24 protein-coding genes and 1 riboswitch are annotated in these 26078 nt (G+C 34.3%); of the genes, 20 read left to right on the top strand and 4 right to left on the bottom strand.

The window, feature by feature from the left end; genetic code table 11:
• Positions 1 to 59: 59 nt before the first annotated feature.
• From ACFHWD_RS18885 to ACFHWD_RS18870, 4 genes are all read left to right on the top strand, one after another.
• Positions 60 to 932 (top strand): PhzF family phenazine biosynthesis protein, encoded by an 873-nt coding sequence (locus ACFHWD_RS18885; protein ID WP_179977384.1) that lies wholly within the window; start codon positions 60 to 62, stop codon positions 930 to 932.
• Between the two features lie 41 nt (positions 933 to 973).
• A complete protein-coding gene (locus ACFHWD_RS18880; RefSeq protein ID WP_179977383.1) occupies positions 974 to 1909 on the top strand; it encodes a YafY family protein in 936 nt (311 codons plus the stop codon).
• Between the two features lie 77 nt (positions 1910 to 1986).
• Positions 1987 to 2244 (top strand): zinc ribbon domain-containing protein, encoded by a 258-nt coding sequence (locus ACFHWD_RS18875; protein ID WP_179977382.1) that lies wholly within the window; start codon positions 1987 to 1989, stop codon positions 2242 to 2244.
• Positions 2245 to 2500: 256 nt separating this feature from the next.
• Positions 2501 to 3016 (top strand): hypothetical protein, encoded by a 516-nt coding sequence (locus ACFHWD_RS18870; RefSeq protein ID WP_150357265.1) that lies wholly within the window; start codon positions 2501 to 2503, stop codon positions 3014 to 3016.
• Between the two features lie 40 nt (positions 3017 to 3056).
• Here the strand turns inward: ACFHWD_RS18870 and ACFHWD_RS18865 are convergent, their stop codons facing one another.
• Positions 3057 to 3545 (bottom strand): CGNR zinc finger domain-containing protein, encoded by a 489-nt coding sequence (locus tag ACFHWD_RS18865; RefSeq protein WP_229982032.1) that lies wholly within the window; start codon positions 3543 to 3545, stop codon positions 3057 to 3059.
• Here ACFHWD_RS18865 and ACFHWD_RS18860 point away from each other — a divergent pair.
• Together ACFHWD_RS18860 and ACFHWD_RS18855 are read left to right on the top strand one after the other, a co-directional pair.
• Complete coding sequence (locus ACFHWD_RS18860) at positions 3544 to 4206, top strand: 4Fe-4S double cluster binding domain-containing protein (protein WP_229982033.1); 663 nt, start codon at positions 3544 to 3546, stop codon at positions 4204 to 4206. The genes ACFHWD_RS18865 and ACFHWD_RS18860 overlap by 2 nt on opposite strands.
• Before the next feature lie 160 nt (positions 4207 to 4366).
• Positions 4367 to 4624 (top strand): hypothetical protein, encoded by a 258-nt coding sequence (locus tag ACFHWD_RS18855; protein ID WP_106011082.1) that lies wholly within the window; start codon positions 4367 to 4369, stop codon positions 4622 to 4624.
• 178 nt (positions 4625 to 4802) lie between these two features.
• On the opposite strand, the gene ACFHWD_RS18850 is transcribed toward ACFHWD_RS18855, so the two are convergent.
• Positions 4803 to 5180, bottom strand: a complete 378-nt coding sequence (locus tag ACFHWD_RS18850; protein ID WP_106011081.1) for a PH domain-containing protein — start codon at positions 5178 to 5180, stop codon at positions 4803 to 4805.
• A gap of 148 nt (positions 5181 to 5328) precedes the next feature.
• Here ACFHWD_RS18850 and ACFHWD_RS18845 point away from each other — a divergent pair, with 148 nt between their 5' ends.
• Positions 5329 to 5853 (top strand): flavodoxin domain-containing protein, encoded by a 525-nt coding sequence (locus tag ACFHWD_RS18845; protein ID WP_179977380.1) that lies wholly within the window; start codon positions 5329 to 5331, stop codon positions 5851 to 5853.
• A 67-nt stretch (positions 5854 to 5920) separates the two neighbouring features.
• Here the strand turns inward: ACFHWD_RS18845 and ACFHWD_RS18840 are convergent, their stop codons facing one another.
• Positions 5921 to 7711: a DUF2207 domain-containing protein gene (locus ACFHWD_RS18840; RefSeq protein WP_229982034.1), complete on the bottom strand. Its 1791-nt coding sequence runs from the start codon at positions 7709 to 7711 to the stop codon at positions 5921 to 5923.
• A 212-nt stretch (positions 7712 to 7923) separates the two neighbouring features.
• Positions 7924 to 8009, top strand: a riboswitch (cyclic di-GMP riboswitch).
• A gap of 152 nt (positions 8010 to 8161) precedes the next feature.
• Here ACFHWD_RS18840 and ACFHWD_RS18835 point away from each other — a divergent pair.
• From ACFHWD_RS18835 to ACFHWD_RS18810, 6 genes are all read left to right on the top strand, one after another.
• The gene (locus ACFHWD_RS18835) at positions 8162 to 9868 is read left to right on the top strand and encodes a cell wall-binding repeat-containing protein (protein ID WP_378062861.1); all 1707 of its coding nucleotides are present in this window, start codon (positions 8162 to 8164) and stop codon (positions 9866 to 9868) included.
• A gap of 202 nt (positions 9869 to 10070) precedes the next feature.
• A complete protein-coding gene (locus tag ACFHWD_RS18830; RefSeq protein WP_378062860.1) occupies positions 10071 to 12149 on the top strand; it encodes a cell division protein FtsA in 2079 nt (692 codons plus the stop codon).
• 33 nt (positions 12150 to 12182) lie between these two features.
• Positions 12183 to 13355, top strand: coding sequence for a M20 family metallopeptidase (locus ACFHWD_RS18825; RefSeq protein ID WP_150357256.1), 1173 nt, complete (start codon positions 12183 to 12185; stop codon positions 13353 to 13355).
• Between the two features lie 200 nt (positions 13356 to 13555).
• The gene (locus ACFHWD_RS18820; RefSeq protein ID WP_229982037.1) at positions 13556 to 14503 is read left to right on the top strand and encodes a 3'-5' exoribonuclease YhaM family protein; all 948 of its coding nucleotides are present in this window, start codon (positions 13556 to 13558) and stop codon (positions 14501 to 14503) included.
• A gap of 165 nt (positions 14504 to 14668) precedes the next feature.
• A complete protein-coding gene (locus ACFHWD_RS18815; RefSeq protein WP_229982039.1) occupies positions 14669 to 15628 on the top strand; it encodes an RluA family pseudouridine synthase in 960 nt (319 codons plus the stop codon).
• A gap of 24 nt (positions 15629 to 15652) precedes the next feature.
• The gene (locus ACFHWD_RS18810; RefSeq protein ID WP_150357254.1) at positions 15653 to 17260 is read left to right on the top strand and encodes a polysaccharide biosynthesis protein; all 1608 of its coding nucleotides are present in this window, start codon (positions 15653 to 15655) and stop codon (positions 17258 to 17260) included.
• Positions 17261 to 17268: 8 nt separating this feature from the next.
• Here ACFHWD_RS18810 and spoVB read toward each other — a convergent pair whose 3' ends face one another.
• Positions 17269 to 18600, bottom strand: a complete 1332-nt coding sequence (gene spoVB / locus ACFHWD_RS18805) for a stage V sporulation protein B (protein ID WP_150357253.1) — start codon at positions 18598 to 18600, stop codon at positions 17269 to 17271.
• A gap of 181 nt (positions 18601 to 18781) precedes the next feature.
• Between spoVB and ACFHWD_RS18800 the strand changes: the two genes are divergently transcribed.
• The 7 genes from ACFHWD_RS18800 to ACFHWD_RS18770 form a co-directional block, all read left to right on the top strand.
• The gene (locus ACFHWD_RS18800; protein WP_179977375.1) at positions 18782 to 19348 is read left to right on the top strand and encodes a ferritin family protein; all 567 of its coding nucleotides are present in this window, start codon (positions 18782 to 18784) and stop codon (positions 19346 to 19348) included.
• Positions 19349 to 19516: 168 nt separating this feature from the next.
• Complete coding sequence (locus ACFHWD_RS18795; protein WP_378062859.1) at positions 19517 to 19813, top strand: DUF6506 family protein; 297 nt, start codon at positions 19517 to 19519, stop codon at positions 19811 to 19813.
• A gap of 141 nt (positions 19814 to 19954) precedes the next feature.
• Positions 19955 to 20818: a lipoyl synthase gene (lipA, locus tag ACFHWD_RS18790; RefSeq protein ID WP_378062858.1), complete on the top strand. Its 864-nt coding sequence runs from the start codon at positions 19955 to 19957 to the stop codon at positions 20816 to 20818.
• Positions 20819 to 20963: 145 nt separating this feature from the next.
• On the top strand, positions 20964 to 22910 hold the full coding sequence (locus ACFHWD_RS18785; RefSeq protein ID WP_150357249.1) for a sigma-54-dependent Fis family transcriptional regulator: 1947 nt from the start codon (positions 20964 to 20966) through the stop codon (positions 22908 to 22910).
• Between the two features lie 417 nt (positions 22911 to 23327).
• Entirely contained in the window at positions 23328 to 24266 is a 939-nt protein-coding gene (locus tag ACFHWD_RS18780) for a thiamine pyrophosphate-dependent dehydrogenase E1 component subunit alpha (RefSeq protein WP_150357270.1), read from the top strand.
• 2 nt (positions 24267 to 24268) lie between these two features.
• Positions 24269 to 25240 (top strand): alpha-ketoacid dehydrogenase subunit beta, encoded by a 972-nt coding sequence (locus ACFHWD_RS18775; protein WP_150357248.1) that lies wholly within the window; start codon positions 24269 to 24271, stop codon positions 25238 to 25240.
• A gap of 80 nt (positions 25241 to 25320) precedes the next feature.
• Positions 25321 to 26078, top strand: a 758-nt coding sequence (locus ACFHWD_RS18770; protein ID WP_378062857.1) for an E3 binding domain-containing protein, incomplete at its 3' end; no start/stop codon positions are given.

Here is a 26078-nt window from a genome sequence, read left to right as displayed (position 1 = left end):
ATTGACTAAGAAGCCATCCACTTCTATAAGTGGTGGTAGTTCACGAGGGAAGAAAACAAATGAAAATAAAAGTTTATACGCTTAATGCGTTTGCCAAAACAAATACAGGTGGTAATCCTGCGGGAGTTGTTTTAAATGCGGATTCTCTGCTGTCAGAACATATGCAGCGGATTGCAAAAAAGGTTGGCTTTTCAGAAACTGCATTTGTAAAGAAGTCCAATAATGCTGATTTTAAAGTTGAATTTTTTACACCTAACAAGGAAGTAAATTTATGTGGACATGCAACTATTGCAACTTTTTGTTTACTTGCAGATAAAGGTATTATTGATGCTGGCAGATATACTCAGGAAACAAAAGCCGGTATTTTAGAAATAGAATATAGAAAAAATAATAGAATCTATATGGAGCAATGTAAGCCCATATTTCACAAAATATTGGATAAAAAATATATAGCTGATACTCTAAATATTAGCCAGAATAAAATTATGGATGATATTCCAATCCAAATTGTATCTACTGGATTAAAAGATATTTTAATCCCCATTAAATCATTAGGGGATTTATGCAGTATAAGGCCTGATTTTGATAAGATTTCATATGTTTGCAAAAAAGAGAATTGTGTTGGGTATCATCTTTTTACGTTGGAAACAAAGCAGGATTCCACTGCTCATTGCAGAAATTTTGCACCTTTTTATAATATCAATGAAGAATCTGCCACAGGAACATCTACAGGTGCATTGAGCTGCTATTTATATAGATATGGAATTATATCACAAAATCATATGAAAGATTTAGTTTTTGAACAAGGTTATTGTATGAATAGGCCTTCTGAAATTTTAGCCAGTGTAATTATTCATAGTGGAAAGATCAATGAAGTTAAAATTGGAGGAAATGCCTTGAATATTGAAGAAAGGGAAATTGAAATAATGTAGAGCGTGGCCATACATTATTTCCAAGATGAGGTTTATAATTTATGAAAATAGACAGGCTGCTGGCAATTGTGGTGATGCTTTTGAACAGGGATAAGATATCTGCGGCGGAACTGGCTGAAAAGTTTGAGGTTTCTGTAAGGACCATATACAGGGATATGGACACAATCAATATGTCTGGAATTCCAATAGCTTCAAGCCAGGGAAACAATGGAGGGTTTCATATTTTGGACAATTATAAAATAAATCACCGGTTTCTGACACTGGAAGATATGATATCCATAGTGGAAGCTTTGAAAAATATAAATGGAGTTCTTGATGACAAAAATGTGGAAATGGCTATGGAAAAAATTAAAAGCATAATACCCCATAATAAAAAGAGCACATTTGATCTGTATTTTAAACAGATATTTATAGATACACTTCCCTGGGGATTTAAGAAATCCGAAAAGGAAAATATCAAATATAGAATGATATTTAAAGCATTAAAGGAAAACAGATGTATAAGCTTCAACTACAGAAATTCCAAAGGAGAATATATCTTTAGGAGAGTGGAGCCTGTTACTCTCGTGTTTAAAGGATTTTCCTGGTATGTGTTTTCCTTCTGTACCCTGAGAAAAGATTATAGGATATTTAAATTGTCAAGAATGGATGGACTGGAGATTTTGGATGAGGAAATTTGTAAACCAAGAATTTCATATGGTGAATATGCAAAGACCGAGATGCCTCAGAAAGTTCCTGTAAAAATTTTACTGAAATTTTTAGAAAAAGTCAGGTACAGAATACAGGATTATTTTGATGAAAATGAAATTACATTTCTTGAAGACGGCAGTATCATAGTGAATACTGAAGTTGTGGAGGACAGCTGGATCTATTCAATGATACTGAGCTATGGGGAATATGTGGAAGTGCTGGAACCACCATATATAAGGGAGATTATAAAAGAAAAGTGCAAAAATATAATTGACATATATAATTGAATTCAAACATGACATAATGATGTCAGAGTTTTCCTGTATAATAGTTGTATCAACATATGAAAGGAGAAGAATGTATTATGGAACAGAAATATTGTCAAAGCTGCGGGATGCCTTTAAGTGAGGAACTTTATGGAACTGATGCCGATAGCAGCAAAAATCATGAATACTGTGTATATTGTTATGAAAATGGAGCTTTTAAACAGCCGGACATAACAATGGAAGAGATGATTGAAACCTGTGTTCCCTTTATGAAGAAAAAGGGTATGGAGGAAGGTGAAGCAAGAGCACTTATGCAAAATTGTCTCCCTCATTTAAAAAGGTGGAAAAAGCGCTGATGGACTTTAAAATAATGGAAAGCTGTTAGATAAAATGATTAAAAAGTTGAGGATGGCAAGTTCTCAACTTTTTTTATCTTCATTTGCATGCAAAATCTGTCCTGTAACATAGTTGGAATCGCCATATGCCATGAATACACAAGTTGGCGCAAATTTTACCGGCTGATCAGCTCTTTTTTACAGGAGTATCTGTTTTAAGTATTGTGATATAATAGTAAGTAAGCACATGATCAATATTATAACAAGGAGGTATAATATGGGTATTACAGTTAAGAATACCATAAAGAAATTCAAATCAGATATATCTGAACATGTAACTGAAAAATTGTCGGAATTGGATTCTAAATGTTATCTACAGAGAAAGCAGTCTGACTATAAATTCAATATACATCAAAAGGAAAACAAGAAATTGAATTTGCCTACAAGTGATGGAAAACATTGCATGAGGGCTTATGTGTACGGAAATCTTATGTTTTCTGAAAGTAATATTTATTTGTCAAATAAGTGTATAAGCAATTCAGAGGCACTGGAGCATGACAGCTATGGAGCAATTTACAAAAAACAATATGACAAATTTATTGAAAAAATGCAAAACATGCCCAGTGAATATGAGAAACAAAATTTTAGAGAGCAGAACATGATTACAGATGAAGAAGATGACATGGAAGGCATAAAGATTACAGATGAAAATGTTGATGAAATAGTGGACAGTATCCTTGACAATGTACTGCCTCTTTCACCGGAATATATTAAGATATTTTCTGAAATATAAGTACAGCTTATAAGAACTTAAAAATAAATAATAAAATTAGTCATCCAGAATTGGATGCTTTTTTTATTGTATGTCTTTTTCTGAATTTACGTACTTTCATGAGACTTGCACAGGTATTGTCACACCATTTTCGTGTGTGATTTCTGCTTTCGTCATAAAAAATCCATCCGCACTCAGGGTTTTTACAAATTTTTATACGCTTTATATCGTAATTTGTTATCATTTCAACAAAAGACAAAATCACCTTAGATATTATCTGGTTTAAATTGGATTTATCAGGAATGATATTTAAAATGTATCGTTCCTCTTCTTTTTTTAAAACTTTACAAAAAGAAAGGGAAGCAAGGTATTTGTTCATTTCATCTATATCTTTTTGACAAATTGTATTTTTAGTACACAAATCATTTACAGCATGACTCAAAAAATCTCTAAGTTCCAATAGCTTATCGGTTAATTTTCTATCAAATGTACCTAAGCCAGTGTCCAGAATATACTTTACAATAAAAATGAAAAAGAAGCCTGTTATCATGCCGCCAATGTACCTGTTCAATACAAACAGCAAACTTGAAAAAAAGCAGAAAAAAGTAATTGAAGTGACTTCAATTGTTGAAAGGGTACTTTGCAGTATAAATTTTAGAGCGGTAAAAATCAATCTTCCCTGCAAGCTTTTGGCAGTAGGAAGTGGATTGGGCTCGTACGGTAGAAATAATATATGCTATATAGATGATGAAAGCAGTTTTTATTGGATTGGTGTATACATATCAGATATGCCCTGTGAAAATAATACCTGGCAGGAAAATAAAATTATGGATGCATGTAAGGATTGCAATCTGTGTCTGAAAAATTGTCCTGGAGGAGCGATAGCAAATGACAGATTCCCAATACATGCGGATAAATGTATTACCCTGTATAACGAAAATGAAGGGGGTTTTCCAAAATGGATGAATTCAAGCTGTCATAATTCACTGATAGGCTGCATGAGATGCCAGAGTGTTTGTCCTGTTAATAGAAAACATGTCTATAATATAGAAGATATTGCGGAATTTGATTCTCGCGAGACTGAAATGATATTGGCAGGAACCCAATTAGATAAACTACCTGAAACAACTTATAGAAAATTGGATACAATCAACTTTGTAGAAGATTATAATTTGCTTGCCCGCAATTTAAAGATATTGATAAGTAAATAAATTCTCATTTTATGACATGAAGTGTTTAATGATTAAATCCATTTTTTGATTTAATGCGCCCAGCCTGGAAGGTAATTATGTATAAATATTATTCATAATCAAAGTAAATCTGAATATATTTTAATAGTAAAATATATTCAGATTTGGGGAGATGATTTTCATGCATGATACCATATTACTGAGTAAAATATCACAGAGCTTAAATAGTTGTTGTAAAGAATTGAAAATTTCAAAGATAAATAAAATGTCTGTTATTGTAAATAAAGATAGCCACATTGATGATAATAATCTACTTCAATATCTTAAGAACTTTAATGAAAATTTAATAGATAATTGCACAGAAATAAGCATTGAAATTGGAGACTTGCCAGATCAAACTGCTATAATTAAAAACATAGAAGGTGATTTAACTGAATAATGATCACAATAGAAAAGTATGTTTATTTGATAACTTCCCTAGAAAGTGGACATATCCACTTATACAACCAAAATTAATTAGTAAAGTTCAGAATTGTATATTTAACAATATTGCATAGTATTTTTAAAGGAAAATCATGGAACAGTCCCATTGTTCAGGAGGATTGTTCCATAAAAAGCTATTCCAATACATATTGTGCAAGTACACTTTGAACTTCGTATATGTTTAGGCTTTTGTTGAACTGTTTCTGTACAGGCTCTGGATTTCCGGATATCCATATTTTAAGTTCGGCATCCAGATCAAAATGTCCTGAGGTCTCAATGCTGAAGTGAGTGATATTTTTATATGGAATTGAATGATATTCTACTTTTTTCCCGGTTACTCCCTGCTTATCCATCAGTATAAGTCTCTTATCAGTAAAAATAAACATGTCACGGATCAATTTGTAAGCTTTTTCAACACTTTCTGAAGCTGTAAGTATATTATCAAATTCCTTTTGCACCTCTTTAACGTCAATTTCTGAGGCATTTCCCATCATTCCATCGAATAATCCCATTTATTCTCCTCCAATAATTATAGTATATTCATCTAATAATAATTCTACATGACTATGAAAAAATCCTTTTGGATTGATCAGAACACTATGGTATAATTTAAATAATATTTTCTAAAAACAGAATAATTTATATTTTGAGAGGTGGATAATGAAAACTGTAGTGATATATAAATCAAAAACGGGTTTCACCAAGAAATATGCCGATTGGATTGCGGAAGAACTGTCTGCTGATATTTTTGAATTTGAGAAGGTCACTGCTGATATGCTGGCAGATTACAATACTGTTATCTACGGTGGAGGATTATATGCTGTCAGCATCAACGGAATAAAGTTTATATTGGAAAATTTAGACAAATTCAAGGACAAGAGGATAATTGTATTTGCAACCGGTGCATCTCCGACAAGGGAAGAAACGGCGGATGAGATAAGAAATAAAAATTTCACCCCGGAGCAGCAAAAACGCATACATTTCTTTTATATGAGAGGCGGCTTTGATTATAGTAAATTGAAGACTTTTGACAGAATGCTCATGACACTGCTGAAATGGAAGATAAAAGGGAAAAAAGAATTGACGGAGGACGAAAAAGGTATGCTTGCCATTTATGACAAGCCAGTGGATTTTACGAGAAAAGATAATATAAACAAGGTAGTTGACTGTGTAAGAAAACAGTGAACTACCTTCTGTTTATTTAATCCAATATCAATAGATCCGTAGAAGTGGCAATTTTTAGCCGAGTCAGTTAAAATCCACCGGCGCCTCCGCCTCCGGAACTGCCGGAACTACCTGAACTTGAACTGCCTGAAATAGAACTTGAACTTCCAGAAGAACCAGTTCCAAAGGAATCGTATATATAGTAGTTGAATTGTTCACTTTTGTTCAAATTCATGCTGTCAAAGAGGAGGTAATAGTATATCCAGCCCATATTCTGCGAAGGATTGTGAAAGGATGATCTGAGCTTTGACATATTGTTTCTCTCCATATTTAGTGCTTCCGCATAGGGAATGTAGGATTCTATATAATCTGTGCTGGCATCATAAGTAAAATCTGAATTTTTAATGTAGTTTTTAAATTTTATCCATTTATTGTATTGAGACTGCCCGTAGGGACTTCTTTTAATACAATAGTATATACCGCAGATCATCACGAAGATCGATACAAGCAAGCTGAATACTCCAAAATAAGCTTTAAAAACAAGAGATACAATAGAAACAATTATGCCTATAACGGAAAACAGGATTAACCATCTGCCGGCGCTGTTGGCTTTTTTGTCATAATAATTTCTTGACTTGACTTCTTCCTCTACAAGTTTTGACCATTTTTGAAAATCGTAATAAAAAGAAGAGCTTTCATTTGATTTCTTTATAGCTGATGTAGTGACAGTTTCACCATCTCCAAGTGTGTCAAATAGCCAGCTTATAAAATATCTCTCATGTTTTAGAAGTTCCTGCGCTGCTTTTTTAACTTTTTTGATTGAGAAATCAACTTTGTCTTTACTATTTTCAAATTCTGTTTTTTCAATGGTTAAATAACCCTTTCTCCATAAATCAAGTATTGTGGCATATGTAGTTCTTCCGTCTACAGTTCTTTTTACCATGTAAGATGCCACTGCAGGAGTACATTCTTCAGGAAGTTCTGGGGGAGAGTAGGTGCTGTATATATCCTGGGGATTGTTTCTGAATTTCCTCCATACCGGAAACATGAATATGATAAAAAGCAGTCCTAAAATCATGCTTACATAATTAAATATCTTTTTTATCATGATAGCATGGGCTATTTTCTGCTGCTGTTTTTCTCTGTAATCTGCTTCTTCCTTTAGAATTCTGCTCAGGGCACTTTCATTCCTTATCTTGGAAGACAGTGGAATTGAACTTGCCGGAAAAAGCACTCTGGTTTCCACCAGTTCTTTTGAATTAACATGGGGAAAGCTGTAATCCACACTTCCATTTTTGACAGATGCATTTCCAGATGAAACGGCGTGATAGTAGGCTTTAATATTATTATCCTCTGCAATATCGGGAATATTGATGTGAATTTTTAGATTATCTATTTCAGTTTCATTGTAATCAGACCAGTATTCATAGAAAAATTCACCTGTATCCTTGTACTTCGTGGCAACATTTTTCATGGTATAGGTTATTTTAAAAGTTTTCTCTTCATCCTTTGAAGGGGAGTAGATTTTGATCCTGTATAGATCTGTATCCTGCTTCAATATTTGAAATACATTGTCGTCTCCATTTTCCGCAGTATTTACTTTTCTAAAGGGTGTTTCCTGTCCGGATTTGGATACATAGGATACTTTTACATTATACATGCCGTCCGTATTTTTAATGGATACGTCTCTATAAGCTCCATTATATTTTCCACTGAAATTGTAGGTTATAAATTCCACCATATCAATGGAACCATCTTCTTTTATTGTAGTTTCTATGTTGAATTTGGACAGATCTACTTCATCTGAGGCTGAAACATTGAGTGGATTGATAGAAATTATGGTAAATATTACAAAAAAGCATAGAAGAAATTTTTTCATTGATGACCTCCTGTATTTTTAAGAGTTTACGTTAGGTTTGGGCCTACACCTCCTTTTTATATAATTTTAGTATATACTGGCCTTTATTGGGGTGTCAATGTACTTTTTTCTACGTATATGACTATGTTAAATTAAAAATATTTAACATAGCCATTCTTGACTTTGATAAAAATATAAGTATATAATATTAATGTAAATAGAATTAAAAATTACATTATAAATAGCAAACTCTATGAAAATGGAGGACGCAAAGCTGCGAGTCTAAAGCTGTTTAAGCCATGATAGTCGGGTTGCTGATGTTTATGATTTTATAACTTTATATTTATATATAAGCTATAGTGCTAAAACATTGACACTGTAGCTTTTTGAATTTACATGATAATTGTTTCCCATAAATCAAGTAATTCTTAATTCTTAATACCATGCAAAGGATGATGGGAGGAAATATATATGAGGACTTCAAAAAAAATATACGCTTTTGCTGCAATAATGATGTTTATACTACTAGTGCCAATTGTAAAAGTCAGTGCTTCTGAAGTGACACGTTTAAGTGGACAAGATAGATATGAAACCTCAGCTAATATCTCAAAAAATAACTGGAGTACTTCTGAAAATGTAGTCCTTTCTAGTGGTCAGGGGGATGATAAATTTGCAGATTCCCTTGCAGGAACAACACTTGCCTATCAGTTAAATTCACCTATACTTTTGACAAATACAAATTACATACCCACAGTGATATCAGATGAAATAAAAAGGCTTAATGCAGAAAATATCTATTTGCTTGGCGGAACTGGAGTAATAAGCAGTGCTGTGGAAAATAGTTTAAAGAATCTAGGTTATAGTGTAACTAGATTAAGTGGGTTAAATAGGTATGAAACAGCAGCCAGGATTGGAGAAGAAGTCAAAAAATACAAACCAATTGGAGGAGTATTTCTGACTACAGGGTATAAATTTCAATATGCTATGGCTGCTTTACCTTATGTGGGTAAGGAAAATGATATTGTATTATTTACAGATGGGAATTCATTGAATTTTACAACAAAAGATGTTTTGAAGAGGCTCAATGTAGACAATGTAACAATATTGGGAGGAAATGCCGTTGTCCCATCTAATGTGGATAATGAACTCATGAAAATGGGCATTACTGTAAAAAGGATAGATGGAAATACTCCAATAGATTTTAATACCAATATATTGAGAACATTGGGAAATAATATAGATGGACTTGCAGTAGCTAGCGGCAGAGTTTTTGCAGATAGTCTCTCAGGTTCCATAGTAGCTGCTAAAAACAATCTTGGAATGGCTTTAATTGACGATAAATTTGATTACAATATGAGTATGAATAAACTGAATAAAATATTGATATATGGTGGTTATTCCGTTGTTACACCGGAGACTGAAAGCTACTTGAAGGGAATCATGGCCAACTCCAATCTGTCAGATAAAACAGGCAGGCTTATTTTAAATGGCAAAAAAGACTGGTACGAGGCTATTAAGACTGCAATTTCAAATTGTCAGGATGAATTTTTATATGACAATGCTAATTCATCTGCCATGCCCAAGGGTATTGTGGAGATGGTGCTTGAACAGAATCCCGATATAGATTATGTTGAAAGTTACAGCATTTCAAATAGTGGGAGCATTAGTTTTAATTATAGATTTTCAAAAACTGAATTGTCAGATATGAAAAATAGAGCCGCTGAAAAAGCAAAATCAGTTCTCTCTAACATAATTAAGCCTGATATGACAGAAACTGAAAAGGCAAAGGCAATACACGACTATATTGTAAGTAACGCAAAATATGATTATGACAGTTATGCAAAAAATTCAATACCTGCACAGGATTATACAGCATATGGAATTCTGGTTAATGGTACAGGTGTATGTCAGGGATATGCATCAGCATTTAATTTGATGGCAGAAATGTCTGGTATAAAATCTATAGCTGTACGGGGAACTGCCGGGGGAGGAGTTCATGTGTGGAATATGGCTATGCTTGATGGTAAAATTGGATATATAGATACAACCTGGGATGATCCAGTTCCAGATAGAGCAGGGCAAATTATATATAGATATTTTAATATAAGTGGATCTCAGATATCAGAAGACCATTCCTGGGATAAAAATAATTTTACTGAAGATTATTTGAACTATTGATAATATCTAATTCTATGTTATAGATTTTAAGTTTCGAAAAACAAGATCTGCTTCTTGCAAGTATATCTTGTTTTTTTTATAAAAAATTATATTCTCATTTTTATTTTACAAATATTTTATAATTACTTATAATATTTTTAGATGCAGGAGTATATTCCTGCCAATATGATACCTTAAATTATGGAAAAAGAGGTAAATACTTATGGATTTAAAGGGAATAAACCCACAGGATGTGGTATTTGCATTGGATGTAGGGACAAGATCAGTAATAGGTACTGCAGGAATAGTGAAGGACAAAAAATTTGTTGTAATATCTGAGCACTGTATAGAACACGAAAAAAGAGCCATGATCGACGGTCAGATACATGATGTGGGACTTGTAGCTAATGCAGTGAGTATAATAAAAAATAAAATAGAAAAGGATTTAAATATAAAAATAGAAAATGTAGCTATAGCTGCTGCGGGAAGATTTCTGAGAACCGTGTCTGTAAAAGAGGAAATGAAAATTGATTATGACAGGGAAATAGACAGGGATACCATAAGGAGTTTGGAACTGACGGCGGTAAAATCTGCTGAAGAAAAGGTAAGTCGGGATACAAAAGGAAGATTATACTGTGTTGGATATAGTGTAAAAAGTTATTATCTAAATAATTATCTTATAGGCAATCTTATGTATCAAAAAGGAGAAAAGATATCTGCAGAGATCATAGCTACTTTTCTTCCAAGATCTGTAGTGGATAGTTTATATTCTGTTATGGAAAAAGTGGGGCTTCAGGTAGTAAATCTGACTTTAGAGCCTATAGCAGCTATGGAAGCGGCTATTCCTCAGAATTTAAGGCTCTTAAATCTAGCACTAGTGGATGTTGGAGCAGGTACTTCGGATATAGCTATAAGTGACAGGGATACTGTAATTGCATATGGCATGGTACCTCAGGCTGGTGATGAAATTACCGAAATAATATCACAAAAATATATGGTAGATTTTAATAAAGGTGAAGAAATAAAAAAACAATGCAGTAAAGTCAAGGATATAACTTATGTGGATGTCCTAGGTATGGAAAATAAGATTACTTCTGAAGAAATATTGAAGCTCATAAGTCCTGCCGTAAAAAAGATAGCAGATGAAATAGGCAGCAGGATAATAGAGCTAAATGGAGGTAAATCTACCAGTGCAGTTTTTCTAGTAGGTGGAGGTGCACATACTCCCAAACTAAAAGAGTTTTTGGCTGAAAAGCTGAATATATCTCTTAGTAGAATTGCAGTAAAAGACAGACAGTCAGTTCAGGAGTGTATTTGTAATGACAATTCTCTTGGTAGTGCTGGGGTAACAGTCTTGGGAATAGCTTTAGTTTCTATAAGAAAATTAGGACACGGGTTTATAGATGTGATGTTGAATGGAAATGTAATAAGTCTATTTAATTCTCACAGCCACACGGTCATGGATGTAATGCTTCAGGCCGGTATAAATCCCAATAGCCTTATAGGCAAAAATGGTAAAAATATAAGGTTTATGCTAAATGGGATTAAAAGAGTGGCTTTTGGAACCCTTGCTTCAAATGCTGAAGTAAGCATAAATGGTTTAAGGAAGAGCATGGATGATAAGGTCAAAGAGGGAGACAATATAGAGATAAAGTATGCAGTTGACGGCAAGACAGCTCTTCCTAAGGTGATAGATTATATACAAAAAGTGTATTCCATAAGCTTTTTTGTAAATGATATAATAGAAAATTTAGAACCACTGGCATATATAAATGGAACTAAAGTGGAAATTAACAGTGACATAAGTGAAGGGGATAATGTAAACATAATATTTCCTAAAACTCTTGGAGATTATAAAAAGTATTTTTTAGACAAAGAAGAGAATAAATTTGTATATTATCTAAATGGAGAAAAGTTGAATGAAAATTATATAATAAATGAAGGTGATAGAATTTACGGGATAACTGAAAATTCTATGGATGAAAAAAAGAGCGTGAAAGTAGATGAAGAAAACTCAGGATTGAAAGAAGTGAGCCTAGGAAAAGAAGATAGAAGCGTTGAAATGGGAAAAGATAAAAACGATGCTAAAGATGTGAATAATCACGAGATAACTGTAGTTGCAAATGGTAAAAATGTTGTGCTCAAAGGGAAAAAAGATTATATATTTGTAGATATATTCAACCATATAGAATTTGATTTGACAAAGGTAAAGGGAAGATTATATTTACATCTAAATGGAAATAATGCAAGTTATTATGATGCTCTTTCGGAGGGGGATATAATAGAGATAGGATGGGAATAATTCTATGCACTTTAATTATGATTGGAGGTAAATATGAATAGGAATTTTCTAAAAATTGCAGAATCTATAAAGGGAGATCTTATTGATATTAGGAGAGATTTTCACAGACATCCGGAACTTGGATATGAAGAAAAGAGAACTTCTGGCAAGATAAAGGAATTTCTGAAGTCACTTGGTATAGAATACAGGGAAACTGCAGATACGGGAGTATGTGCGGTAATAAGAGGGGTTGGGAATAAAACTATTGGGATAAGGGCAGATATGGATGCACTTCCCCTGCAGGATAAAAAAAATTGCAGTTATTGTTCACAGGTGAAAGGAAAAATGCATGCCTGCGGTCATGATGCACATACCACTATTCTACTTGGAGTGGCAAAAATTTTAAATAGTATAAAAGATGAACTTAAGGGAAATGTAAAATTATTTTTTGAGCCCGCAGAAGAAACCACAGGCGGGGCAAAAATAATGATAGAAGAAGGTGTACTTAAAGATCCTGAAGTGAATAGAATTATAGGGCTTCATGTAGAGGAAAACATAGAAGTTGGAAATATAGGTTTAAAATTTGGGGTTGTAAATGCGGCTTCCAATCCATTTACTATAAAGATAAAAGGTTTAGGAGCCCACGGCGCAAGGCCTAATATGGGAATTGATCCCGTAGTTATGGCAAGCCACGTAATATTGGCACTTCAAGAGATTATAAGTAGAGAACTTCCACCCACAGATCCAGCTGTGCTCACAGTGGGCTCCATTCACGGCGGAACAGCACAAAACATAATTCCGGATGAAGTTACTATATCTGGAATTATAAGAACTATGAAAACCGAACACAGAGCCTATGTAAAAAAAAGACTTATAGAGGTTACAAGAGGAATTGTAAGTTCTATGAGAGGCAAATGTGAAATAGATATACAAGAAAGCTATCCATGCCTTTACAATGACGATAGTGCTGCACAGGACATATTAAAGGCGGCGAAGCAGGTAATAGGAAATGAACGTGTAAAAATACTTCAAAATCCGAGCATGGGAGTGGAGAGTTTTGCTTATTTTTCAATGGAAAAACCTTCTGCATTTTATTATCTGGGATGTAGGAACAAGGCGAAAGGTATAATACATCCAGCACATGGGAACCTATTTGATATAGATGAGGATTGTTTGCCTATCGGTGTAGCAATACAGTGCCAAACAGCTTATAATTTCTTAAAATGACTTGTTCCCAATATTATATAATTAAGATATTTCTAAAGCCATCAATCTGAGATATTTAAAAACTTGGTGGCTTTTTTATATAATTTATAGTATCAGCTATATTTGTTAGATTCTAAAATTATGGTAATATATTTGTTAGAGTTGAGAAAAATAATTTTACAGTTTATGTCTTGTGGTTATAGAAGGGGGAAAATTGATAGATGAAAATAAAAGACTTAACAGCAAATATTTCTTTAGATATCTTTTTACTTGTAAAAGAACTAGAAGAGGATGTAACTAGAAATAAAGATTCATATATTAAATTTTTATTAAGTGATGGTGAAAATGATATACATGGAATTATGTGGTCTGCATCCCTGGAGGAGTTGGGAGAAGGTGTAAAACCTGGAAAAATAATTAAAGTGAGAGCATTAGTCAGAAATTATAAAGATAATTTGCAGTTGAATATAACAAACTGTCGGCCGGCGTTGGATAAAGACAAGGTAAATATAAAGGATTTTATCAAGAGTGTGCCTGTAGATCCGGAAACCATGTTTAATGATTTCATTCGTGAGACTGAAAATTTTAATAATAATGATCTTAAAAATATAGTGGAGAAGCTTTTAATGGACAATAAGGACAAATTGATATATTATCCTGCAGCTAAAAAGGTACATCATGCAGTTAGAGGAGGACTACTATATCACATGTACAGGATGTTTAAAAACGCACAGAGCATTGTTTCTGTATATGGATCCTACATAAACAGAGAATTGTTGTTTTCCGGTGTCATGCTGCACGATATTGGGAAAATTAAGGAACTTGACTCCAGCGAATTAGGTGTAGTGGAAGATTATTCTAAAGAGGGCAAATTACTGGGTCATATTGTAGAAGGTATAGTAATGGTTCATGATGCAGCAAGTGAATTGGGAACTCCTGAAGAAATAGAGCTGCTTTTAAAACATATGATAGTTTCGCATCACGGTGTGGAGGAAAATGGCTCACCTAAAAAGCCAATGACTTTGGAGGCTGAGATATTACACTATTTAGACGAGATAGATGCAAGTGTATATCAGTTTGAGGAAGCTTTAAAGGGTATCACCAAGGGTAAATTCAGTGATAAACAATTTTTCCTTGGAAACATACAACTGTATAAGAGTGAATTATGATGATTTTTATATTGATTTAGTCAAGGACAGTAGTATATAATTAGATGTTGTCCGTATAAAGTGATTCTCAGTTCATATGAAGTTTGTTTATTAATGCAAAATTTTTTGGAGTCATATAAGGATAATTTAGAACTTAAATATATTAAAAGTACTGGAGAGATCATGATGAGAGTTGAAATCGGAAATAATGAATCTGGTCAAAGGCTGGATAAATTTTTGAGAAAGTGGTTGAAGGATGTACCACTAAGCGGTATATACAAGGCTATAAGAAAGGGCGACATCAAGGTAAACGATAAAAAATCCAGAGAAAATTATTTTCTGTCAGCGGGAGATATAATAGAAACTAAGTATATAACTTCTATGCAGGAAAAAACAAAGTTGAAAAAAGTAGAAAGCAATTTTTTGAAAATAACCTACGAAGATAAAAACATGCTTTTAGTTGAAAAATGGCCCGGAATTTTGGTACATTCGGGAAAAAGCTCCAATGGTTCAACTTTAACTGATTATGTACTTTCATATCTATATGACAAAGGGGAATACGATCCAGGAAAGGAAATTACATTTACTCCTTCACCCTGCAACAGGCTCGACAGAAATACATCAGGTATAGTTATATATGGTAAAAACTATGATTCACTGAAATTGCTGAATGAAATGGTAAAGAACAGGAATATAAAAAAATACTATGAGGCAATGATAAAGGGGAAAATAGAAGAAGGCCTATATGAGGGATATATCCTAAAGGATATAAAAAATAATATGTCCATTGTATATGATGTTCCCAAAAAGAATACTAAAAAAATATCCATGAAAGTAAAAGTTCTCCAAACTTGCGGCACTTTTTCACTAGTAGATCTGGAACTTATTACAGGCAGAAGTCATCAGTTGAGGGCTCATTTGGCACATCTGGGTAATCCTATAATTGGAGATGCAAAATATGGAACACCAAAATTGAACAGCCTTTTTTACAATAAGTATGGATTAAAATATCAATACCTTTATGCCTATAAATTAAATTTCAGAGACTGTCCCGAACATTTAAAATATATGGAAAACAAGACCATATCGGAAAGTCTGCCACCTATATTTAGAAAGATTAAAAATGACTTGTTTGATAAATTTTAGATTTGGTATAGGGAGTTTTGAATTATGAAGGAACAGTCGACTACTAAAGGCTTTGCCATACTTTCAGCAGCAGGAATGCTGGTAAAGATCCTGTCCATAATATACATACCACTTTTCATGAGAATAGTCGGGGATGAAGGCTATGGCCTTTACGGAGCATCCTATCAGATATACACTTTTGTCTATGTGCTTACCAATTCAGGAATACCGGTGGCCATATCCAAACTTATATCCGAGCTGAATGCAGTGGGGAATTACAGGGATGCAGTGAAGGGATTTAAGATAGCCAGATTCATGCTTATGGCAATGGGAATAGTGATGGCGGCACTGCTGATGATTTTCGCATCCCCGCTGTCCAGAGTAATGAAATACAGCAAGATCTATCTATCCCTTTTAAGTTTGGCTCCTGCCATACTGTTTACCTCTGTGGCTTCAGCTTACAGGGGATATTTTCAGGGCAGTGGCAATATGACACCTACAGCTGTATCCCAGGTAATAGAGCAGATAGTAAATACCATATTTGGTATAGCATTTGCAGCGTACCTGATAAAGTACGGAGTGGAAGTGGGATGTGTAGGAGCACCTATCGGCACTTCCCTTGGAGCACTGGCTTCTGCATGCTTTCTAATGTTCTGTTATGAAAACTCCAGAAGATCTGGCATGTATAAGAAGATGACAGTTCAGAAGTCAGAGAGAATTGACACCGGCAAACTGGTGAAAAGAATTATAAAATATGGAGTGCCTATAACCATATGTGTGGGGATGACCTATGCAGGAAATCTGGTTGATATGTGGAACACAAAGTCCAGACTCATGGCCGGCGGATTTAGTGATGTAAACTCAACCATACTTTATGGATATCTTACAAAATACCAGCAGCTTTTGAATGTACCTATAACCATAATATCCTCTCTTTCAGCGGCTATACTTCCTGCAATATCCGCAGCTGTTGCCATCAAAAACGGCAAGAAGGTAAAGGACAATATAAATTATTCCTTCAGGCTCTGCTTTCTGATTGCAATTCCCTGTGCATTTGGATTTTCCGTTTTAAGCGATCCAATATTTCAGATGCTTAAATTCAGAGGTGGATCCTATATTATGGCATGGGGTTCAGTGGTGCTTGTATTGATGTCCCTCATGCAGATCCAAACCACCATCCTGCAGAGTATAGGAAAACTTTTTACTGCCACCTTGTACTCCATAATAGGTATATGCGTAAAAATAATTACGAATTATTTCCTGATTTCCATACCTGAAATAAATATACTTGGCGCTGTAATAGGCAGTACTATGGGATTTATAATTCCCATAGCATTGAATCACCGAATTATTAAAAAATCTTTAAATGTAAGAGTCAGCATGCTGAATCATGCGGTTAAACCGCTGGCTGCTTCAGCTGCCATGGGAATCATAGTATATGTGAGTTATTTTTTAATGCATTTTGTACTGAAATTTATCAAAATTCCGTATCTTCCAAATGCAATTTCAACTGTATTATCCATAGCAATTGGAATTGTGACCTATATGTATGTTCTGGTTTTAATCGGAGGAATAAGCAAAAGGGATTTACAGTCACTGCCTTCCAGGGCTATAAAATTAGTTCCAAGATTTATATTGACCAAAATGAGATAGGATAACTTCTAAGGGCTTCCATAGAAGTTATCCTTTATAAGTTCGTGCATATTTAATGCCAAGGTAGTCAGAGAAGTGATCATCAGGCTTATACCACATCCGTATACATTTATACTTGGTATACCTGTTAAAAAATATACCAGTATCACATCCATAACTGAAGAAATAAGAGAATTTCTGAGTATTACTTTCTGTTTACCTATGCCATTTAAAATTCCAAAAGTTGACATGGATACGAATATAATTGGAGCGGACAATGCTGTAAATTTTATATAGTCTTCCAGATCATATCGTCTATAAAATAATTCTCCTAAATAGTCAGACAGGGAAATGCAGATTATCATAGTCAAAACTCCCAAAAATAAAGCTATTTTTACAATTTGAGATATTCTTCTCTCAATTGCCCAATAATCTTTTTTGCTCATTTTTTCTGATAAATCCGGTATGAGAACTATGGACATGGAGGTTATAATTGTAGTTGGAAAAAATATTATGTTCATGGCCATACCATTAAATCTGCCTATCATACCAAGAGCTGCATTGTATTCTATTCCCGATGCCACCAGCCTTCTTGGAACTATCAGAGCTGAAATGGCTGAAAGGGACGTAGATAAAAATCCATTTATGCATAGTGGAAATGATATGACAAGTATGTTGAATAAAAGCTGTAATTTGTCTTCTGTATTTGAGAAATTGAATCCAAATCTTCTTTTTTTTATCTTGTACATAACGTAGAGTACAGTGAAACTTATGAATTCCCCCAAAGTTAAAGTTATATAAGCTGCAGTTACAGTCCCATTTACATCTTTCAGTGAAAATGAATTTATGAGTAAAGTTATTATGACAATTCGCAGAAATTTTTCAGATATATCTATAAAAGCGGGTATTTTCATCTCTGATATCCCGTAAAAATAACCCTTCAGTATGGACGAAAGTGCTATAAAAAAAATGGCAGGACACATAACCTGAAGAGCATGGATGGATCTGGTATCTTTTATTATATTGGCACTTATGTAGGGGGCATTTATAAATATCATACAAACTACAAAAGTAGCCAGCAGAGAATTAAAAGTCAAGGATATGTCTATGGAGCGGTTTAAATTATTGAAATCATCTCTTCCGAAATATACTGCAGCAACTCTGGAAATTGCGGTTACCATACCTCCTGTAATGAGACATATAAACAGATCGTATACAGGCATTATAAGTCCGTAAAGTCCCATACCTTCAGCTCCTAGATTTCTGGACAATATTATTGAAAATACAAATGCGAATATTGAGGTTATTAAGTTTGAACAGATTAGGATAAGTGTACTTTTTAAAAATCTTTCTCTTTTCATAAAAACTCCTGACCTACAGATTATATTGATAATATTTAAAACATCAATATTAATAATTATGACAAGCATTTAAAGTATATTCTTTTTATTTTCAGGGTTTTTATTACTTTACAATCCTATGATATACTATAGATAACCGTTTGGTAGGAAATTTTAATTTACGATTTAGGGGGTACGTTCAATGAGAAAATTGATTTGCAGAATCTGTGGTGCAATTATAGATGATAAAAATTATTTTTATAATGCAGAAGCATTTGAAGGGAAAAACACCCTGGATAATATAAGCTTTTGCCCTTTTTGCGGGGCACCCAGGAAATATATGATATCAAAAAATGAAAACGCAGAAGAGCAAAAATATAATTTTGATGCAGGAAGCCTTAAAATAATAGATCATGCATATAAATTAGAAATATTTAATGGTGACTTTTATGATAAAGTGTCTAAACTTGCCGCAAATATTCAAATAAAAAATATGTTTAGATCTCTTTCGAGAGTGGAGTATGTACATGCCAATATACACCGCAAAATAGGTGGATTTACTGTAAAACCCAAACTTAAAAGCCTGGATTATTCTAAATACAAAAGCGACGGGGAACTTCTTAACATGGCCTGTAAAAGGGAAAAACATGCAGTAGAATACTATGAAAGATATGCAGATAAAATGAATGACTACCAGGTTAAAAAGATATTCGATGTGTTGGCAAAGGTGGAAAAAATGCACATAGATCTTACTAAAAAAGCAAATTAGTCATGCGTGTATTCAAAAGATAAATTAATTAATATAATTCCCATTTTGAAATAACTTTTTCCCATAATTGGATTTTAGAATAATTTTAATGGAGATATTTCAATGTTTCTGGTATTGGCTTGATTTATGCTTTTAAGAATCAATAAAAAATACAGGAGGTAATTTTCAATGAAAGCTGCATTTATTTTTTTAGCACCAGGAGCCAATCCTAAAATCCATAAATCAATTATAAAGACGGTGAAAATGGAACTTATAAGTGTAGGAGTCTCAAGTTATGATGAAGCCTGTAAAGTTGCTGTGGATCTAGTAAAAGATGATATTTGCGCAATAGAATTATGCGGCGGCTTTGGAGTTAATGGTACCGCCAGGGTTAAAGAAGCTGTAAAAAGTAAAATACCTGTAGGAGCAGTGAGATTTGACATTCATCCGAGACTTGGAAATAAAAGCGGAGATGAAATCTTCTAATTGATGAAAAAAGACATAAGAGGAAGTGATTTTATTGAATTTGAAACCAGAGTGNATTTGACATTCATCCGAGACTTGGAAATAAAAGCGGAGATGAAATCTTCTAATTGATGAAAAAAGACATAAGAGGAAGTGATTTTATTGAATTTGAAACCAGAGTGGCTGAAAATGAAAGCACCTGATGCAGTTGTATTAGATAAAATGGAAAATATGTTAAAGAAACTCTCGCTCCATACAGTCTGTGAAAGTGCAAATTGTCCCAATATAGGAAAATGCTTCAAGCACAAGACAGCTACTTTTATGGTGATGGGGGATACCTGCACGAGAAATTGCAGATTCTGTGCTGTAAATAAAGGGATGCCGCAGGAACTTGATCCTAAAGAACCTGAAAACGTAGCCATTGCCAGCAAAAAACTTGGACTTAAACATACAGTTGTAACTTCCGTTACAAGAGATGATTTAGAAGATGGAGGAGCAGGACATTTTGTAAAGATCATAGAAGCCATGAGAAGAAAAAATCCGCATTCCACTGTAGAACTTCTTATACCCGATTTAAAGGGCAATTGGAATGCTTTAAAAGACATAATTGATGCAGGACCGGATATACTAAATCATAATATTGAAACGGTGGAATCTTTATATAAAAAAGTCAGGCCCTTGGCAATTTATGATAGATCCATTGAACTGCTGAGACAAGTTAAAATATTCAACAGCAGTGTGTATACAAAGTGCGGTATAATGCTGGGACTTGGAGAAACAAAGCAGCAGGTATTGAAAGTAATGGATGATCTATTGAAAGCCGGCTGTGATATATTGACAATAGGTCAATATCTCAGACCATCTAAGAAGCATCTGCCTGTTTTTGAATACGTCACTCCTGAAAAGTTTGCAGAGTACAAAAAAATGGCATTGGATAAGGGATTTAAGGTTGTCTTTTCAGGACCCTATGTTAGAAGTTCCTATAAGGCCTTTGAGAGTATTAAAATCTTGGAGAATTTAAAATAGTTAATATATCTTTACGCAGATAGACGCTTGAATTAAAAGGTCAGTGTCTATCTCTTAATTTTTTGTGCTGTTAGATATATATATTGTATAATATATTATAAGAGTACTGTTATATTTCATATAGAATTTACGAGGAGGAATGACTATGGGCTATATAGATAAGATTAAAGAAAGACGCCGTAGATTTATAGAATATAATGAAATACCAAAAGATGTTAGGCCTGATATTTTAAATTCCTGGATACGATGTAAAAACTACGGTGTTGGAGAAAACAGCAATAAGGCTAATATTCTTTTCAAAAGTGAATTTGATGCTGTACTTGAGGAAAAAAAAGAATTTATAAGAATTTGTCTACCTGTAATGTTAAATTTATATGAAATCTTGAAAGATACAAATTATTCAATTATACTGACAGATGAAAATGCAGTTATTTTAAAAATTCTGGGAAATGAAAGAATAATGGCTGCAAACAAGAATCTGGATTTTTTAGAAGGACGCAGATGGAGAGAGGAAGATGTTGGAACCAATGCTATTGGAACTTGTATTTATTTAGATAAACCTGTTTGGACATTAGGTGCAGAACACTACTGCAGAGAACAGCATAAGTGGACATGTTCTGCAGCACCAATACACAACAGCAGGGGGAAAATAATAGGCTGTATTGATCTATCAGGAAGCATAGGAACTTTTCATTCCCATACTCTGGGTATAGTTGCTGAAGCATCCAATACCATACAGGAACAGTTTGCCATAAGTGAACATAGAAAATGGACAGAAGTTGCGTTTAATTCAATAAAAGAAGGCATGCTGGTTTTAGATAATGAGTTTAAAGTCAAATATTTCAATGAAAAAATATGCAGTATACTTGGAATTCATAAAAGCGAAATGTATAAATTGGATATGAAAGTTCTATTAAGAGACGTAGCCAATGATATGTACGGATTAAGCGACAATGGGAAAATTGCCTATAGAGAAATAAGTTTATATGTAAAAAATAAAAGAGTGGAATGTAATATAAGTGTAACGCATGTCCTAATAGGTGAAAATTATGTTGGATTTGTAATCGTTATACAAAAAGCAGGTACGATGCGTGGAGTAGTAAACAAAATAGCAGGATTCTCTTCCAGGTATGATTTTGACAACATACTGACTAATAATCCTAAAATGTTGGGTATAATTGAAGATGCAAAGAGAATAGCTCAAAATGAATGTACTGTACTGATAACAGGAGAAAGCGGTACAGGAAAGGAATTATTCGCTCACTCTATTCATAACAGAAGTAAAAGGTGTAATGGGCCCTTCGTGGCAATAAACTGTGCGGCACTTCCCAAGGATCTTGTGGAAAGCGAGTTATTCGGCTATGAAAAAGGTGCTTTTACGGGGGCATCTAAAGAGGGTAATCCTGGAAAATTTGAACTTGCAAATGAGGGTACAATATTTTTGGATGAAATTGGAGAATTACCTCTTGAAATTCAATCTAAGCTCCTAAGAGTTTTAGATAATCATACTATTAGCAGAATTGGTGGAAAATATGAGAGAAATCTAAATGTAAGAATTGTGGCAGCTACAAATAGAGATCTTATAAAAGAGGTTAATGCCAAAAATTTTAGGAGCGATTTATATTTCAGATTAAATGTATTTAATTTAAAACTGATCCCTTTAAGAGAGCGAAAAGAAGATATAGAAATGTTTGTGAGATTTTTTTTGAATAGATTGAATAAAAAAAATCAAATGCAGATAGAGCATATAGATAAAAGTTTTATGGATATTATCAAAGAATATAACTGGCCTGGAAATGTTAGAGAACTGGAAAACGTAGTTCAAAGAGCATATTACCTATCTAAAAATGGAATTATAACGGATTCCCTGATACCTGATTATATTATGGAAAGTGTTGGGAATATCCAGGATTATACAATATCTTTAGAAAACAAGTCAAAAAATAAGATTAAAACTGTAGATCAAGTTGAAAGAGAACTTATTGTTAAAGCATTAGAGCAGTGTAATGGAAATGTGATAAATGCAAGTAAGCTAATTGAAATGGGAAAATCTACACTTTACAGAAAAATTAAAAAATACAATTTAAAATAGTAGTCTTTTCTTTTATCTCTATTTAAGGTGATTTACACAGTCAACTTAAATAGAGAATCTTATTTTTACAAATCATATAAAATATCAAAAATTCAGACTTGTCCAAAAATGGGAAAGAAATAATTCCCGTTATGAAAAAATTTCTTTGAAGTAGTTTTTTAAATTGACGATTTTACAGGATAAATCATAAATATAGAATCCCTTGATATTTGGCATGAGTTTTGCTAAATAAATTTATAAATGAATACAAACCATTTTTATATTCAAAGCAAAAGAGGTGGACACCAATGTAATCGTTTATGAATGTAATTATACTGCTGATATCTGTATTTAATACTATTGGGAGGGATTATTTTGGAAAAGGTAAAAGAAAGAGAAAGCATAAAAAACAATACACTTATAGATATCTATGACAAAATGTTAAAAATAAGGGCATTTGAGAACATGGCAAAGGACAATTTTGCAGAGGGAAAAATTCCAGGATTTGTACATCTTTATATAGGTGAAGAAGCCATATCTTCCGCTGTTTGTGAAAACTTAACTGATGCCGATTATATAACCAGTACTCACAGAGGTCATGGTCACATAATAGCAAAAGGCGGAGAACTCAAATATATGACTGCTGAGCTTTTTGGAAAAGCTACAGGATACTGTAAAGGAAAAGGTGGATCCATGCATATTGCAGATGCAACCAAAGGAATACTTGGCGCAAACGGTATAGTAGGTGCAGGACACGATATAGCATTAGGTGCAGGAATGAGTGCACAGTACAGGGGAACAGATCAGGTTTGTGTATGTTTCTTCGGCGATGACTCTACAAATCAGGGTACATTTCACGAATCACTGAACATGGCAAGTGTTTGGAAACTTCCCATTGTATATGTCTGCGAAAACAATGGATACGGAATATCAACTTCTCAGAAAAGACACCAGAATATCAAAGATATATCCGTAAGGGCTAAAGCCTATAATATGCCTGGAGTTACAGTAGATGGGAACGATGCCGTGGCAATTTACAAGGCTGCCAGTGAGGCCATACAAAGAGCCAGAAAGGGAGAGGGTCCAACTCTCATAGAGTGTAAAACCTACAGGCAGAGAGGACATTTTGAAGGGGATCCAGCGCCTTATAAACCAAAAGAAGAACAGGAAGCATGGATTAAAAAGGATCCTATTCCCCGTTTCGAAAAATATCTGCTGGAAAATAGAGTTTTAAGTGAAGATAAAATAGATAAAATGAAAAAATCTGTTGACGAACAAATTAAAGAGGCAGTTGATTTTGCAATGAACAGTCCTGAACCAGAATTGAATTCAGTATTTGAAGATGTGTACAGCGATATAAAAGAGGGGGTTGAATAGGTATGTCAAAAATAACTTTTTCACAGGCAATAAAAGATGCTATGTGCACTAAAATGCGCCAGGATAAAAATGTACTGTTGTTTGGTGAAGATGTAGGTCCCTTTGGAGGGTGTTTTGGAGTAAGCCAGGGAATGCATGATGAATTTGGTGAAATGAGAGTGAGAGATACTCCTATTTCAGAAGGTGCCATTTTAGGGTGTGCTATCGGATCTGCCGCTACAGGATTGAGACCTATTGCAGAGCTTATGTTTATGGATTTCATGACGGTTGGAATGGATATGCTGGTTAATCAGGCGGCAAAATTGAGATATATGTTTGGAGGTAAAATAAATTTACCCATGGTGGTAAGAGTTCCATGCGGAGCTGGATTCCAGGGGGCAGCACAGCACTCACAGTGTCTTGAAGCGTGGATTACACATGTACCGGGGCTGAAGGTGGTTTATCCTACTACGGCGGCAGATGCCTATGGATTAATGCTTACTTCAATAGATGATAATAACCCTGTGATTTTCATAGAGCATAAAGGCCTTTATCCTAAAAAAGGCGAAGTAGACGAAAGTTCGGCACCAATACCTCTTGGTGTTGCAGATGTAAAAAAAGAGGGAAAAGATGTTACCATAGTGGCAACAGGCAAAATGGTTGACGAAGCACTTTCAGCTGCCCAAAAACTTTCAGGAGAAGGTATTGACGCAGAAGTAATAGATCCACGAACTCTCTTCCCTTTTGATAAAGACACAATATTCAATTCAGTGAAAAAGACAAATAGAGCGGTGGTTGTAACTGAAGAAACCAAAAGAGGAGGCTTCGGGGGAGAAATTTCCGCCCTGATAAGTGAGGAGATATTTGATTATCTGGACGCTCCGGTAGTCAGAATTGGAAATTACAACGTGCCAATACCGTTTTCACCGAAACTTGAAAGCTATATACTGCCTAATGCAGATAAAATAGTAGCTGCTGTAAAGAAAACATTATAAGTAGATGTGTAATTCAGGGAACATTTCTCTGAATTACATTATCCTATTTGTATTCAATCTAGATGTTAGGAGGGTTTTTAATGAGTTGTATTGAAGTGATGCCGAAACTTGGATTGACCATGACAGAGGGGACCCTGGTAAATTGGCATAAAAGTGAAGGAGAGAAAGTTGAAAAGGGAGAAATTCTATTTGAGGTTGAGACGGATAAGCTTACAAATGAAATAGAAGCAAAAGAAAGCGGAGTACTTAGGAAAATACTGGTAGAAGAAGGTGAGACAGTTAAATGTCTGCTGCCTGTGGGTATTATTGCAGGGGAAAATGAGGACATATCGGAGCTTTTAAAGCAGGCAGGTTCCAGGGTCAGTGAAAGTGAAGATAAGGAGGAGGTGATGAAGTCAGAAGTGTCCGCTGAACCTCAGGCTTCAGAACTGGCCAAAACTGGAGACAGAATAAAGATATCACCCCTTGCCAGAAAGATTGCCCTGCAGGGCGGCGTGAGTTATGAAAACATAAAGGGTACAGGTCCTAAGGGCAGAATAGTAAAGAAAGATGTAGAAGCATATATTGAAAGCACCAGGATCAAAGTATCTCCTGCAGCTGCAAAGCTGGCAGAAGAACTCAACGTGGATCTCTCGGGTATAAAGAAGCATGGGAGGATAATGAAAAAAGATGTGCTGGAGGCTGCAGAGGCAGCCAAAGTGTCTGAGGCAGCACCTGAAGTAAAGACGGAAGAAGAAAAAGCATCACCGCAGCAGGCAGCTGTCAGAGGTGAAAAAGCTGTTAAGATGTCTGCAATGAGGAAAGTCATTGCAAAGAGGATGAGTGAAAGCGTCAGCGT

This window comes from Clostridium sp. MT-14 (assembly GCF_042436595.1).
Taxonomy (GTDB): domain Bacteria; phylum Bacillota; class Clostridia; order Clostridiales; family Clostridiaceae; genus Clostridium_B; species Clostridium_B aromativorans.
The sequence above is the reverse complement of the archived record's forward strand: the minus strand, read 5'-3'. Positions and strand labels throughout refer to the sequence as shown.

Coding starts and splice junctions, on each gene's coding strand:
- ACFHWD_RS18885 (WP_179977384.1), top strand. CDS start 60: ATGAAAATAAAAGTTTATACGCTTAATGCGTTTGCCAAAACAAATACA.
- ACFHWD_RS18880 (WP_179977383.1), top strand. CDS start 974: ATGAAAATAGACAGGCTGCTGGCAATTGTGGTGATGCTTTTGAACAGG.
- ACFHWD_RS18875 (WP_179977382.1), top strand. CDS start 1,987: ATGGAACAGAAATATTGTCAAAGCTGCGGGATGCCTTTAAGTGAGGAA.
- ACFHWD_RS18870 (WP_150357265.1), top strand. CDS start 2,501: ATGGGTATTACAGTTAAGAATACCATAAAGAAATTCAAATCAGATATA.
- ACFHWD_RS18860 (WP_229982033.1), top strand. CDS start 3,544: ATGCCGCCAATGTACCTGTTCAATACAAACAGCAAACTTGAAAAAAAG.
- ACFHWD_RS18865 (WP_229982032.1), bottom strand. CDS start 3,545: ATGATAACAGGCTTCTTTTTCATTTTTATTGTAAAGTATATTCTGGAC.
- ACFHWD_RS18855 (WP_106011082.1), top strand. CDS start 4,367: ATGCATGATACCATATTACTGAGTAAAATATCACAGAGCTTAAATAGT.
- ACFHWD_RS18850 (WP_106011081.1), bottom strand. CDS start 5,180: ATGGGATTATTCGATGGAATGATGGGAAATGCCTCAGAAATTGACGTT.
- ACFHWD_RS18845 (WP_179977380.1), top strand. CDS start 5,329: ATGAAAACTGTAGTGATATATAAATCAAAAACGGGTTTCACCAAGAAA.
- ACFHWD_RS18840 (WP_229982034.1), bottom strand. CDS start 7,711: ATGAAAAAATTTCTTCTATGCTTTTTTGTAATATTTACCATAATTTCT.
- ACFHWD_RS18835 (WP_378062861.1), top strand. CDS start 8,162: ATGAGGACTTCAAAAAAAATATACGCTTTTGCTGCAATAATGATGTTT.
- ACFHWD_RS18830 (WP_378062860.1), top strand. CDS start 10,071: ATGGATTTAAAGGGAATAAACCCACAGGATGTGGTATTTGCATTGGAT.
- ACFHWD_RS18825 (WP_150357256.1), top strand. CDS start 12,183: ATGAATAGGAATTTTCTAAAAATTGCAGAATCTATAAAGGGAGATCTT.
- ACFHWD_RS18820 (WP_229982037.1), top strand. CDS start 13,556: ATGAAAATAAAAGACTTAACAGCAAATATTTCTTTAGATATCTTTTTA.
- ACFHWD_RS18815 (WP_229982039.1), top strand. CDS start 14,669: ATGAGAGTTGAAATCGGAAATAATGAATCTGGTCAAAGGCTGGATAAA.
- ACFHWD_RS18810 (WP_150357254.1), top strand. CDS start 15,653: ATGAAGGAACAGTCGACTACTAAAGGCTTTGCCATACTTTCAGCAGCA.
- spoVB (WP_150357253.1), bottom strand. CDS start 18,600: ATGAAAAGAGAAAGATTTTTAAAAAGTACACTTATCCTAATCTGTTCA.
- ACFHWD_RS18800 (WP_179977375.1), top strand. CDS start 18,782: ATGAGAAAATTGATTTGCAGAATCTGTGGTGCAATTATAGATGATAAA.
- ACFHWD_RS18795 (WP_378062859.1), top strand. CDS start 19,517: ATGAAAGCTGCATTTATTTTTTTAGCACCAGGAGCCAATCCTAAAATC.
- ACFHWD_RS18785 (WP_150357249.1), top strand. CDS start 20,964: ATGGGCTATATAGATAAGATTAAAGAAAGACGCCGTAGATTTATAGAA.
- ACFHWD_RS18780 (WP_150357270.1), top strand. CDS start 23,328: ATGTTAAAAATAAGGGCATTTGAGAACATGGCAAAGGACAATTTTGCA.
- ACFHWD_RS18775 (WP_150357248.1), top strand. CDS start 24,269: ATGTCAAAAATAACTTTTTCACAGGCAATAAAAGATGCTATGTGCACT.